This window comes from Nonomuraea sp. NPDC050394 (assembly GCF_044459065.1).
GTDB lineage: Bacteria > Actinomycetota > Actinomycetes > Streptosporangiales > Streptosporangiaceae > Nonomuraea.
This window is the reverse complement of record NZ_JBITIO010000019.1, coordinates 176,663-189,238: the sequence shown is the minus strand read 5'-3', so window position 1 is coordinate 189,238 and position 12,576 is coordinate 176,663. Positions and strand designations below refer to the sequence as shown.

The following is a 12,576-nucleotide window of genomic DNA, read 5'->3' as shown; positions in this document are numbered from 1 at the left end:
CGCTCCAGGGTCACGGAAGGTCTTGACAGCCCCAGAGTAGTCGAAGTCTCCACACCTGAATGGCTTGCGCACGCTTTGCGGAATCGACAGACTGCGTTGACAGTGCGCAGTCGCGCGATCACCCTGGGGTATGACGAAGGGAGCACGTTGATCCGGATCCTCGTTGCCGAACATCTGCCGCTCGTACGGCGAGGCTTGGTGTCCGCGCTGGAAGCCGAGGCGGACCTGTCGGTCGTGGCCGAGCTCGGCAACGGCGAGGACGTGGTGCCGGAAGCCCTGACGCACCTGCCGGCGGCGGCCGTCATCGATCTGGATCTGCCCGGCGGCGGGCTCGCCGTCACCACCCGGCTGCATGAGAAGGCGCCCGGCTGCAAGGTGCTCGTCGTCTCCGCCCACCCCAACGCGGGGCAGGTGCGGGGGGCGTTCGCGGCGCACGCGCTCGGGTTCATGAGCCTCGACGTGGGTCCCGAGCAACTGGCCGAAGGCGTGCGTCAGATCGCGGCCGGCCGGCGGGCGGTGGACTCCGACCTGGCCGTCGCGGCGCTGGAGTCCGCGGCCAACCCGCTGACCAGGCGCGAGCTCGACGTGCTGCGGATCGCGGCCGGTGGAGCGCGGTCCACGGAGATCGCCGATCAGCTGTTCCTCTCGGTGGGGACGGTGCGCAACCACCTGTCGCGCATCATGTGCAAGACCGGCGCGCGCAACCGGCTCGACGCGGTCCGCATCGCCAGCGACTCCGGCTGGCTCTGAACGTCTCCGCAGCCGGCACCGGCCTTTCCGCAGGTGACACCGGCCTTTCCACAGGTGGTACGGGCCTCTCCACAGGTGGTACCGGCCTTCCGCAGGTGGCACACCAGCCGAGGTTCCGGCTGGTGCCCGCGGCCGGGCACGGCGGCGGCCTCCCCCACGTTGGCCACACCGGTCACAGGCGCGCGGCCCGCGGGCGACCACGGGGCCACCTGGCTTCTGGCCGGGCCCCGGCGGAACCGCGCCGCTCCCCCGGGACCCGGGGATCTTGAGCTGCTCTCAGCGGAGCCGCGGGGCGGGCGAATGCACGATGTTGCGCCTCTTTCCGCGCGGCATGGGGGTTGACCCTCCGAGAATCTCAGGCTGCCACCGGCCCCTGCCAGTGACCACGCACACCATCTGCGCATGAAAGATCACACAGGGTCACCCGTGTGGAACGTCACGGCCGCCAGATCAGCACCAGGGCGCAGTCGTCGTTGTGTCCCGACGACATCGAGTTGACCAGCGCGCGGGCGCCGTCGCGGAAGCCGTTGGGCAGCAGCCGCTCGGCCTCGCCCAGCAGGCGGTCAAGTCCCGCGTCGATGTCGCGGCCCGGCTGCTCGATCAGCCCGTCGGTGTAGAGCAGCAGCGCGTCGCCCTTGCGCAGCACGCCGCTGTCCGGCTCGCAGTGCAGGTCGGGCACCACGCCCAGGACCACGCCCTTGGCCGTGGCCACCTGCCAGCCGCCGGTGCCCGCGTCGAGCTTGACCACGGGCGGGTGCCCGGCCGAGGTGATCGTGTAGGCGCCGGTGGCCAGGTTGATGCGTACGTGCACCGCCGTCACGAAGCCCTCGTCGCCGCGCTGGCGGTGAAGGTAGGTGTTGCAGGCGGGCAGGAAGTCGTCGACGGAGCCGAGCAGCCCGCCGAACGTCCCGGACAGCAGCAGCGCCCTGGTGCCGGCGTCGACGCCCTTGCCGGAGACGTCCACGAGCGCGATCTCCAGGTTGTCGCCGTCGCGCATCGAGACGAGGAAGTCGCCGCCGAAGGAGGAGCCGCCCGCCTGCTTGAGCACGACCTTGCCGCCCCAGTCCTTGGGCAGCGCGGGCAGCTCGCCCTGGCTTCTGAGCCGGTCGCGCAGCTCCAGCAGCATCGCGTCGCCGCGCAGGCCCTGCACGCCGAGCTTGCCGCGGGTACGCGCCATGAGCACGGCCAGCACGGTCGTGAACCCGATCGTCACCATGAGCCCGAGCCCGACCCTGCCGACGCCCAGCGTGATCGCGATGTACCCCAGCGCCACGGCCACCACGACCAGCAGCTTGGCCAGGCTCCGCAGCCGCAGTTGCAGCCCGCCCACGAGCGTGATGAGGATCAGCAGCGAGGGCGAGAACCACTCGGTGGACACCCGGGCGGCCAGGCCGCCGACGACCAGAGTCAGCAAGCTGAGGGTGATCGTGAGATTCCGGTCACGCGCCAGCGGTCCCCGCCTGAGGAACCGGACAACGGGCACCAGAAACGGCACCCGCACGAGGAGCGCGCGGAGCCGTGGCGGGATCAGCGGCGCCGGACGGGAACTCATGATGCGGATGACTGTATCGGTCTCATACCCGTTTGGGCAGCCCACTTGACCAACGCCTTGATCATTACGAACGGATATTGGGTGGCCCTACCCCTTTGCCCGCTCTTACGGTGGACGGATGACGTACCCGATCCGTCCCATCGATGAGTCCGAATGGTCCGCGTACTCACAAGTACTCGGCGAAGGCTTCGGCTGGACCCCCGCCCCGGTGCAGAACGAGCGCTTCAAGGCCCAGACCGAGTTCCCCCGCACGCTCGCGGCCTTCGACGGCGACACCGTGGCGGGCGTGACCGCCGTCTTCAGCCTGACCATGACCATCCCGGGCGGAACCCTGCCGGTCGCGGGCGTCACGGCCGTCAGCGTGCTCCCCTCGCACCGCCGCCGCGGTCTGCTCACCTCACTCATGCGCCGCCAGCTCAACGACGTGCACGAACGGGGCGAGGCCGTAGCGGCCCTCTACGCCTCCGAGTCGGCCATCTACGGCCGTTACGGGTACGGCAAGGCCGCGTCGGAACTCGGCGTGTCCATCAACAAGACCGGCGCCGCCTTCAAGCGGGACGCGCCTTCCGACCCGGAGCTGCGGCTGCGGGTGGCGAAGCCGGCCGACGTACGCGAGCAGCTGGAGAACCTGCTCGCCGAGGTCATCACCCGCCGCCCCGGCCGCTACGCCAGGAACGAGCACTTCTGGAACGGCGCCCTGGCCGACGAGGAAGCCGACCAGGGCGGCAACGGCACCCTGCGCTGCGTCCTGGCCGAGGACACCGGCGGCGTACGAGGGTATGCGTTGTTCCGCATCAAGTCGTCGTGGGACGACGACGGCATCCCGAACGGCGAGCTGAAGCTCTACGAGATCGAGGCCAAGGACCCCGCCGCGCATGCCGCGCTGTGGCGCAGCGTCCTGGACCGCGACCTGGTCACCAAGGTCACCGCCGGCATCGCGGTCGACGACCCGATCACCGCGCTCCTCGCCGACCCGCGCCAGCTGCGCGCCGGGTGGTCGGATGAGCTGTGGGTGCGCGTGGTGGACGTGGAGAAGGCGTTGGCGGCTCGTGCCTACTCGGCTCCCGTGGACGTCGTCATCGAGGTCGAGGACGACGTGTGCGAGTGGAACGCCCGCCGCTGGCGGCTGACCGCCGACACCACGAGCGCCTCCTGCAAGGCGACGGAGGAGCCGGCCGACATCACGCTGCCGGCATCCGCGCTGGGCACGGCGTACCTGGGCGACGGCCAGCTGACGACGCTGCTGGAGGCGGGCCTGCTGACGGAGCACACGGCGGGCACGGTCCGTACGCTGGCCACGGCCATGTCGTGGAGCCCGAAGCCGTGGGCGGGGATGGTCTTCTGACGTAGTGTCGGGGGCATGGCACTGCAGAGCCTGCAAATCACCGCGATCACCGCGATGCGCGCACGAGACGTGTCACGGCCGAGCAAGGACCAACAGGAAGCAGCCGACCGCCGCCCCCTGCGCGACGAAACCCCCCGCCGCGACCCCAAACGCCCCACCCCCCACCCCCACTAACCACCGACCGAACCGGCGCCACCTTGCGGCGAGCGACGTGACGCGAGCGCCCCGTGCGAGGGCGTGGCAGCGCCCCTCGGCGGGCACCCCCACGCTTTTTCCCGGCGCCGCGCGGCGGGACGCGGGTCGGTGGTGTTCGGCGCCGCCTTGCGGTGGGCGGGGTGGGGCATGGTGGATGGGCAAGGGCGGAGTTGTTACGGCGGGCGACCCCGTGAGCCCTCACGACCATCGCTCGACAGACCCCGGCCCCCAACGGCGGGGCGGGCAAGCCAGGCACCGCCGTAACACAGCCAAAGGCCCGTAACACAGCCCAAGGCCCGCAACACAGCAAGAGGCCCGCACGCAGCAAAGAGAGAGCTAGAGGAACAGTCCCCCCGTGGCGAGGAGGTTCTGGCCGGTGAGCCAGGCGGCGTCGGGGCTGCATAGGAGGGCGATCACGGAGGCGACGTCGGTGGGGTGGCCGAGGCGTTGGAGGGCGGTGTAGGCGGGGATCGTGGCCAGGGCCTCGGGTGTGTTGGTGGAGCGGAGCATGTCGGTGTCCGTCGCGCCCGGTGAGACGACGTTGACGGTGATGCCGCGTCCGCCCAGCTCCCTTGCCGCGACCTTGGCGAACTGCTCCACCGCCGCCTTGCTCCCCGCGTACAGGGTCAGGCCGGGGGCGGACATGGCGGTGTTGAGGGTGGAGAGGTTGATGATCCGGCCGCCGTCGCGCATGACGCGCCCGGCCCATTGGATGGCGAGGAAGGTGGCCTTGGCGTTGACGTTGAACACGCGGTCGAACGTCTCGTCGTCGATGTCGCCGATGAGGGTTGGGGTGCTTTCGGCGGCGTTGTTCACGAGGATGTCGAGGCCGGGCAGGATCTTCTCCGCCTCGGCGAACAGCCGGTCCAGGTCGGCGCGCGAGCCCTGGTCGGCCCGTACGGCGTGGGCGCCGGTCGACTCCGACACCTCGCGGGCGGCGTCCGCGTCGCCGCGGTAGGTGAAGACGACCTGGGCGCCGTCGGCGGCCAGGCGTTCGACGACGGCGCGGCCGATGCCGCGCGAACCACCTGTTACCAATGCTCCTTTGCCCGAAAGATCAGTCATGGGCACAAACCTACGCCTGCAGCATGATCTTGCGGGCGGCCTCCTTGGACAGATGGTCGATGTACAGCTTGCCGTCCAGATGGTCCGTCTCGTGCTGGAAGCAGCGTGCGAGGGAGCCGCGGGCCTTGACGCGCAGCGGGCGTCCGAGGCGGTCGAGTCCCTCCACGGTGACCCCGGAGGCGCGGGGGGTCTGGGCGTATTGGGGCTTGCGGGTCGTACGGTCCGGCACCGACAGGCAACCCTCCTCGTCCATGACCGGGGCGGGGTCGTCCACGGTCAGCACCGGGTTGACCATGTGGCCCTTGCGTCCGCTGATGTCGTACACGAACAGCCGCCGTGACACTCCGATCTGCGGACCGGCCAGGCCGACGCCGTCCACCGCGTACATCGCCTGGAACATCTCGTCGATCAGCTTGCGCAGCTCCCTGTCGAAGTCGCCGATCGGTTCGGCCGGTGTGCGCAGGACAGGGTCGCCGATCACGCGGATCTCACGCATGGATGCTCCGTAAGGGTTGCCGTAGACGAACGCTGATTACCTTAGCCAGCGCGCGGTCAGGTGCGGCCTGCCGTGGCGGACCGTGTGGAAGACTGGTCCGGTGCGTGTCTACATCGGTGCCGACCATGCCGGCTATGAGCTGAAGAACCACCTGGTGTCCTGGCTGAAGGACAAAGGCCACGAGGTGATCGACTGCGGCCCCGCGGTCTACGACGCGGAGGACGACTACCCGGCGTTCTGCCTGCGCGCGGCCGAGGGCGTCGCCGGCGACCCGGGCAGCCTGGGCATCGTCATCGGCGGTTCTGGCAACGGGGAGCAGATCGCCGCCAACAAGGTCCGCGGCATCCGCGCGGCGCTGGCGTGGAGCGAGGAGACGGCCCAGCTCGCCCGCGAACACAACAACGCCAACGTGATCAGCGTGGGGGCGCGCATGCACACGGCGGAGGAGGCCACGCGTTTCGTCGAGGTCTTCCTCACCACCACGTTCAGCGGCGCCGAGCGCCACAGCCGCCGCATCGCCCAGCTCGAAACCTACGAAACCATCGGCCAGCTGCCAGCCCTCCCCGACAGCGCATAGAGCCCCTCTTCCGCTGTGTTACGGGCCTTTGGCTGTGTTACGGCGGTGCCTGGCTTGCCCGCCCCGCCGTTGGGGGCCGGGGTCTGTCGAGCGATGGTCGTGAGGGCTCACGGGGTCGCCCGCCGTAACAACTCCGCCCTTGCCCACCCACCATGCCCCACCCCGCCCACCGCAACACGGCGCCGAACACCACCGACCCGCGTCCCGCCGCGCGGCGCCGGGAAAAGCGTGGGGGTGCCCGCCGAGGGGCGCTGCCACGCCCTCGCACGGGGCGCCCGGGTACAAGCGTGGGGGTGCGCCGTCGTGAGGCGCTGGCGCGCCGTCGTGCGCGGCGCCGGCTGTTGTGCGCTGCGACGTTGTCGTGCGGCGCACGGGGTATGCGGCGCACGGTCCCGCGGGGAGGCGGTGCTGAGGCTGCTCGTTTCCCCTGGGGCAGGTTGCTGGGTCGGGGGGCGTGGCGTGGTGAGGTGGGTCAGAGTTGGAGGCTCTTGGTTTCCAGGTATTCGTCCAGGCCGAGTTCGCCCATTTCCCGGCCGATTCCGGATTGTTTGTAGCCGCCGAACGGGGCCTGGGGGTTGAAGGAGCCGCCGTTGATGGCTACCTGGCCGGTGCGTAGGCGGCGGGCCACGGCCACCGCGCGGTCTTCCGAGCCTGCCCATACCGCGCCGGCCAGTCCGTACTTGGTGCCGTCCGCTATCTGGACGGCCTCGTCCTCCGACAGGTACGGGATGATCGACAGGACCGGGCCGAAGATCTCCTCCTGCTCGATCGTCATCCCCGGCGACACCGCGGCGAAGATCGTGGGCTCCACGTAGAAGCCTCTGGGGTGGGGGGGCTCGGTGCCGCCGTATACCAGGCGGGCGCCCTCTTCCTGGCCTCGGTTGATGTAGTGGACGACGCGGTCGCGCTGGGCGGCCGAGACCAGGGGGCCCAGGCGGTTGGTCTCGTCGAAGGGGTCGCCGACGGTGTACTTGGCCGCCGCCTCGACTGCCAGGCGTACCGCCTCGTCGTACTGGTCGCGGTGGACGAGCATGCGGGTCCACGCCGAGCACGTCTGGCCGGAGTTGACGAAGCAGTTGGCCACGCCGACCTTCACGGCGGCGCGCAGGTCGGCGTCCGGGAGGATGATGTTGGCGGACTTGCCGCCCAGTTCGAGGGCGACCCGCTTCACCGTTTCGGCGGCCAGTGAGGCCACTCGGCGGCCGGCGGTGGTGGAGCCGGTGAAGGAGACGAGGTCGACCTCGGGGTGGGTGGCCATGGCTTCGCCGACGACCGGGCCGCGGCCGCTGACCAGGTTGAAGACGCCCGGCGGCAGGCCCACCGCGTGGAAGATGTCGGCGAGCGCGTACGCGGCCAGCGGGGCCACCTCGCTGGGCTTCAGAACCACCGTGCAGCCCGCGGCCAGGGCAGGGGCCACCTTGCAGATGATCTGGTGGAGCGGGTAGTTCCACGGGGTGATGGCGGCCACGACCCCCACGGGCTCCCTGACGATCAGGGAGTTGGCCACACGTTGCTCGCGCGGGTGGGTTTCGGCCAGTTCGGCGTAACCGGCCAGTACGCCCGCCGGCATCAGCGTCTGCACCTTCAGGGCGAAGCCGAGCGGCGCGCCCATGTCGGTGGCGATGGTCTGGGCGATCTCCCCGGCGCGCTCGGTCAGCAGGTCGGCGGCGGCGGCCAGCAGCTTGCCGCGCTCACCGCCGTCGGTCGCCGACCAGGAGGGGAAGGCCGCGCGTGCGGCTCTGACGGCGGCCTCGACGTCGTCGGGAGCTCCCGCCGGCACCCGATCGATGATCTCCTCTGTCGCGGGATTGACGACGTCGATCGACTCTCCCGACGCGGAAGCGGTCCAGGCACCGCCGATATAGAGCTGACGCATAGCCCCCATCCTCGCGCGCCCGCCGTCACATTGCGAGGGCTTGGCACATCACGTGGTGGGCCTGCTCCACCGCTCGCACGTCGCATTCCGGCCGGACGTGAGTGCGGGCCGTGGCCAGGACCCGGTCACCTTCTTCCAGCAGCGTACGGCGAAGCGCCATGGAAAGCGGCAGATGTCCGAGATCCTGGAAAACTCGCAGGATTCGCACCAGCACCACGGGATTGTCCCTGGCCGACACCCGGATCATCCCGAAGGCGTGCTCGGCCAGCCTTGCGGTGTCGGTGCGCCAGGTGATCAGGCGTACGCGTCCGCGCCGGTCGGTGCGGCCTTCGGGCTCGGCCGGGATCGGGATGAGCCGGCGGAAGGCCTCGCCGAGCCATTCGACGCAGGCCAGCCCGGTGTTGGTGTCGTTGATCGCGCGGGACAGCGCGCGCAGGGCGATCTCCACGATCCGGTTGACCGGCCCGACGACGGTGGAGCCGGTGCGGGGCAGCGGGCACAGGGTGATCCAGCGGTCCATCCGCCGCAGGTCTCCGCGGGTGAGGGTGACGGGGGTGGAGGTGACGGCGACGGGCGTTCCCTGGATGACGAACGTGCCGGGCAGGTGGACGAGCGTGACGACGGTGTCGCGGCGCACCGCCCATCGCACGATCGGGCGGTCGTGGACGAGGTCCAGGTAGCCGGAGCGGGCGGCCAGGATCGCGCTGCCCTCCGCCGGGGGCGGGTCGGCGGGCTCGCCTTCGAAGTCGCGGTGGAGCAGCCAGTCGACCTCGCGTACCAGCCGGGGCAGGACGACGGGGATGCGGACCTCGCTGACGACCGCCTGCACGAACAGCACGAGCATCACCAGGCAGGCGCCGGTGAGCAGCTGGGTGGCGAACAGGCCGAGCGACGGGATGACCACGTCGCGGCTCATGGAGCTGGTGGTGCGGTTGCCGAAGATCCAGGTGCCGAGGAACAGCCCGATGGTGACCTGGACGACCCGGTTGCGCAGGAAGTCGCCGATGAGGCGCGGGCCGAGCTGGGAGGAGGCGAGCTGGACGGCGACCAGCGTGAGCGAGATCAGCAGCGTGATGGAGCTGATCAGCGCGCCGGTCAGCGTCGAGAGGCTGCCCTTCACGCCCTCCTTCAGGTCGCTCAGGATGGAGGCGTCGGCGGGCAACGTGAACTGGTGAAGCTCCAGCTCCTCCAGGAGCGCCTGCGCGGCCGTGCTGCGCTCCAGCGCCACCTGCAGTTCCTCGACCGCGTACGCGCCGAGGTAGGCGCCGGACATCATCAGCAGCGGCACGAACCAGATCGTGTCCCGCAGGCGCTCCCCACGCGGCTTCAGCGAGAGGTAGGCGCCGATTCCCCCGAACCGTCCCACGCAGGGGTTCTACCCGAATACGGGCTCCTTGGTACGTGTGCGCTTGAGCTCGAAGAAGTCCTCGAACCCGGTCACGAGCCGCACGCCGTCCCAGAGGCGGCCGGCGTCCTCCCCGCGGGGGATCGAGGTGATCACGGGGCCGAAGAAGGCGTTGGATCCGACGCGGATGACCGGGGTGCCCACTTCCTGGCCGACCAGCCCGATGCCCTCGTTGTGGGAGGCGCGCACGTCGTCGTCGTACTCCTCGGAGTTCATGGCGGCGGCGAGTTCGGGGTCCAGGCCGGCGGCGCTCAGCGCGGACTCGACCAGCTCGCGCAGGCCGGCGAGACGCTTGATGCCGCGCTCGTTGTGCAGGCGGGTGCCGAGTTCGGTGTACAGGGGGCCGATGGCGGCCTCGCCGTACTTCTGGCCGGCCGCGGCGACGACGCGGACCGGCTCGATGGCCCGCGCGATCTGCTCGCGGTAGGCCTCGGACACATCCTTGCCCTCGTTCAGCACGTTGAGGCTCATGATGTGCCAGCGGATCTCGATGGGACGGACCTGCGCCACCTCGATGAGCCACCGGGAAGTGACCCACGCGTAGGGGCAGAAAGGATCGAACCAGAGATCTACAGGAGTCTTCTCAGTCACGCAGGGTCATAACCTGGAGTGGAATGAAGGCTATTCCCATCATGGGAAGATTCCGGCAAACCCCGATGAAGTGGTGTAGAAGGAGCGGAACTTGGCAGGGAACCTTACCCGGGACGAAGCACGCGAGCGCGCCCGGCTGCTCAAGGTCGAATCGTATGAGGTTGCGCTCGACCTGACCGAAGGCGAAGAACGATTCGAGAGCGTGACGACCGTCCGCTTCAACGCGCAGCCGGGCGCCTCGACGTTCATCGACCTGCACGACGCGCGCGTGCGCCAGGTGACGCTGAACGGCGTCGACCTCGACGCCGCCGCCTACGACGCGGAGAAGGGACGTTTCCCGCTCGACGGCCTGGCCGAGAGCAACGAGCTGCGCATCGACGCCGACTGCGCCTACACGCGCTCCGGCGAGGGCCTGCACCGGTTCGTCGACCCGGTCGACCAGAAGGTCTACCTGCACAGCCAGTTCGAGACCGCCGACGCGCACCGGATGTACGCCTGCTTCGACCAGCCCGATCTGAAGGCCACCTTCCAGCTGACCGTGCTGGCGCCGGCCGACTGGGAGGTCGTCTCCAACGCCGCGGCGGACAACGTCGAGCCGCTGCCCCAGGAGAGCGGCAAGCACGGCGCGGTCCACGCGGACAACAAGTGGGTGTTCCCGGCCACGGCCGTGATGTCCACCTACATCACGGCGCTGGTGGCGGGGCCGTACCACAAGGTCACCGCCGAGCACGACGGCATCCCCCTGGGCATCTACTGCCGGGCCTCGCTGGCCGAGCATCTCGACGCCGACAACATCCTCGAGGTCACCCGGCAGGGCTTCGACTTCTTCCACAAGGTGTTCGGGGTCCGCTACCCGTTCGGCAAGTACGACCAGCTGTTCGTGCCGGAGTTCAACGCCGGCGCGATGGAGAACGCGGGCTGCGTGACGTTCCTGGAGGACTACGTCTTCCGCTCCCGCGTCACCGACGCCGTGGTCGAGCGCCGCGCCGAGACCATCCTGCACGAGATGGCGCACATGTGGTTCGGCGACCTGGTCACCATGCGCTGGTGGGATGACCTGTGGCTGAACGAGTCGTTCGCCACCTACATGTCCGTGCTGTGCCAGGCGGAGGCCACCCGCTGGGGCCAGGGCGCGTGGACGACGTTCGCGAACGTGGAGAAGTCCTGGGCCTACCGCCAGGACCAGCTGCCGAGCACCCACCCGATCGCCGCCGACATCGTCGACATGCAGGCGGTCGAGGTCAACTTCGACGGCATCACCTACGCCAAGGGCGCCTCGGTGCTCAAGCAGCTGGTCGCCTACGTCGGCCTGGACAACTTCCTGGCCGGGGTCCGCGACTACTTCAAGGACCACGCCTGGGGTAACACCGAGCTCAAGGACCTGCTGAGCGCCCTGGAGCGCACCTCGGGCCGTGACCTGTCGTCGTGGTCGAAGGAGTGGCTGGAGACCTCCTGGGTCAACACGCTGCGCCCCTCGTTCACGGTGTCGGCCGACGGCCGGTTCGAGAGCTTCGAGGTGCTGCAGGAGGCTCCTGCCGACTACCCGACGCTGCGTTCGCACCGCGTCGCGATCGGCCTGTACTCGCTGGTGGACGGCGTGCTCACCCGGACGAAGCGGGTCGAGCTGGACGTCGTCGGCGCCCGTACCGCGGTGGCCGACCTGGTCGGCGAGCAGCAGCCGGACCTGGTGCTGGTCAACGACGACGACCTGACGTACGCCAAGATCCGCCTGGACGAGCGGTCGCTGCGCACGCTGGTCGAGGGCGGCATCACGAAGTTCGCCGACTCGCTGCCGCGGGCCCTGTGCTGGTCGGCCGCCTGGGACATGACGCGCGACGGCGAGATGTCCACGCGCGACTACGTCAGGCTGGTCGTCTCCGGCGGCGGCACGGTCAAGGACCTCACGGTTCTGCAGACGGTGCTGCGGCAGGCGCGCCTGGCCGTCCAGCAGTACGCCGACCCGGCCTGGCGGCCCGAGGGCCTGGCCCAGCTGGCCACGATGGCGCGTGAGCTCATCGCCGGGGCCGAGGCGGGCTCGGACTACCAGCTCGCCTACGTGCAGGCCTTCGCCGGTGTCGCGGTCGGCCAGGGCGACCTGGACGTGCTGGCGGGCATCGTGGACGGCTCCGCCGTACCGGATGGCCTGACGGTCGACGCGGACCTGCGCTGGACGCTCATCCACGCGCTGGTCTCCGGCGGACGGCTGGGCGAGGCGGACATCGCGGCCGAGCTTGAGCGCGACGCCACCGCGACCGGCGAGCGCTCGGCGGCGCTGTGCCGGGCGGCGATCCCCACGCCCGAGGCCAAGCAGGCCGCCTGGACCGCGATCGTCGGCGGGGAGCTGGCCAACGCCGTCTTCCGTACGACGGTCGGCGGGTTCCAGGACCCGCACCACCCCGAGCTGCTGGCGCCGTTCAGGGAGAAGTACTTCGCCGAGGTCGGCCGCGTCTACAAGGAGTGGAGCTTCGACGTCGCGCAGGGCTTCGCGGTGGGCTGCTTCCCCGCGCTGCAGGTCGAGCAGGAGACGCTGGACGCCGTCCAGGCCTACCTGGCCGGTGGCGACGTGCCGCAGGCACTGCGCCGCATGATCCTGGAGGGCGAGGACGGGGTCCGGCGCGCGCTGCGCAACCGGGCCACGGACGCCGCCGCCTCCTGACCACGGGCGCCGCGAAGCCCCCGCCGGGTCCCGTCCGGCGGGGGCTTCGCGCTGTTCCCGGGCCCCCC

Annotated in this window: 11 protein-coding genes; 5 read left to right on the top strand and 6 right to left on the bottom strand. The window is 70.3% G+C overall.

Annotation, left to right across the window (positions count from 1 at the left end; genetic code table 11):
• The first annotated feature begins 102 nt into the window (after positions 1–102).
• On the top strand, positions 103–750 hold the full coding sequence (locus ACIBKY_RS47480) for a response regulator transcription factor (protein WP_397108016.1): 648 nt from the start codon (positions 103–105) through the stop codon (positions 748–750).
• Between the two features lie 436 nt (positions 751–1,186).
• Here ACIBKY_RS47480 and ACIBKY_RS47475 read toward each other — a convergent pair whose 3' ends face one another.
• Complete coding sequence (locus ACIBKY_RS47475) at positions 1,187–2,302, bottom strand: PP2C family protein-serine/threonine phosphatase (RefSeq protein ID WP_397107969.1); 1,116 nt, start codon at positions 2,300–2,302, stop codon at positions 1,187–1,189.
• A 118-nt stretch (positions 2,303–2,420) separates the two neighbouring features.
• Here ACIBKY_RS47475 and ACIBKY_RS47470 point away from each other — a divergent pair, with 118 nt between their 5' ends.
• Both ACIBKY_RS47470 and ACIBKY_RS47465 read left to right on the top strand, forming a co-directional pair.
• A complete protein-coding gene (locus tag ACIBKY_RS47470; RefSeq protein WP_397107967.1) occupies positions 2,421–3,647 on the top strand; it encodes a GNAT family N-acetyltransferase in 1,227 nt (408 codons plus the stop codon).
• Between the two features lie 15 nt (positions 3,648–3,662).
• On the top strand, positions 3,663–3,821 hold the full coding sequence (locus tag ACIBKY_RS47465) for a hypothetical protein (protein WP_397107965.1): 159 nt from the start codon (positions 3,663–3,665) through the stop codon (positions 3,819–3,821).
• A gap of 357 nt (positions 3,822–4,178) precedes the next feature.
• On the opposite strand, the gene ACIBKY_RS47460 is transcribed toward ACIBKY_RS47465, so the two are convergent.
• Both ACIBKY_RS47460 and def read right to left on the bottom strand, forming a co-directional pair.
• On the bottom strand, positions 4,179–4,907 hold the full coding sequence (locus ACIBKY_RS47460) for an SDR family oxidoreductase (RefSeq protein WP_397107963.1): 729 nt from the start codon (positions 4,905–4,907) through the stop codon (positions 4,179–4,181).
• A 10-nt stretch (positions 4,908–4,917) separates the two neighbouring features.
• Positions 4,918–5,403: a peptide deformylase gene (gene def, locus ACIBKY_RS47455; protein WP_397107961.1), complete on the bottom strand. Its 486-nt coding sequence runs from the start codon at positions 5,401–5,403 to the stop codon at positions 4,918–4,920.
• A gap of 100 nt (positions 5,404–5,503) precedes the next feature.
• Between def and ACIBKY_RS47450 the strand changes: the two genes are divergently transcribed.
• The gene (locus tag ACIBKY_RS47450) at positions 5,504–5,980 is read left to right on the top strand and encodes a ribose-5-phosphate isomerase (RefSeq protein WP_397107959.1); all 477 of its coding nucleotides are present in this window, start codon (positions 5,504–5,506) and stop codon (positions 5,978–5,980) included.
• Between the two features lie 472 nt (positions 5,981–6,452).
• On the opposite strand, the gene ACIBKY_RS47445 is transcribed toward ACIBKY_RS47450, so the two are convergent.
• The 3 genes from ACIBKY_RS47445 to ACIBKY_RS47435 are packed head-to-tail and all read right to left on the bottom strand — an operon-like array spanning position 6,453 to position 9,852.
• Positions 6,453–7,856 carry an aldehyde dehydrogenase family protein gene (locus tag ACIBKY_RS47445; protein WP_397107957.1) on the bottom strand — a complete coding sequence of 468 codons (1,404 nt, stop codon included), beginning with the start codon at positions 7,854–7,856 and terminating at the stop codon, positions 6,453–6,455.
• Between the two features lie 25 nt (positions 7,857–7,881).
• Complete coding sequence (locus ACIBKY_RS47440) at positions 7,882–9,222, bottom strand: DUF2254 domain-containing protein (protein ID WP_397107955.1); 1,341 nt, start codon at positions 9,220–9,222, stop codon at positions 7,882–7,884.
• 9 nt (positions 9,223–9,231) lie between these two features.
• Positions 9,232–9,852: a disulfide bond formation protein DsbA gene (locus ACIBKY_RS47435; RefSeq protein WP_397107953.1), complete on the bottom strand. Its 621-nt coding sequence runs from the start codon at positions 9,850–9,852 to the stop codon at positions 9,232–9,234.
• Positions 9,853–9,943: 91 nt separating this feature from the next.
• On the opposite strand from ACIBKY_RS47435, the gene pepN reads away from it, so the two are divergent.
• Complete coding sequence (gene pepN, locus ACIBKY_RS47430; protein WP_397107951.1) at positions 9,944–12,508, top strand: aminopeptidase N; 2,565 nt, start codon at positions 9,944–9,946, stop codon at positions 12,506–12,508.
• Positions 12,509–12,576 lie beyond the last annotated feature (68 nt).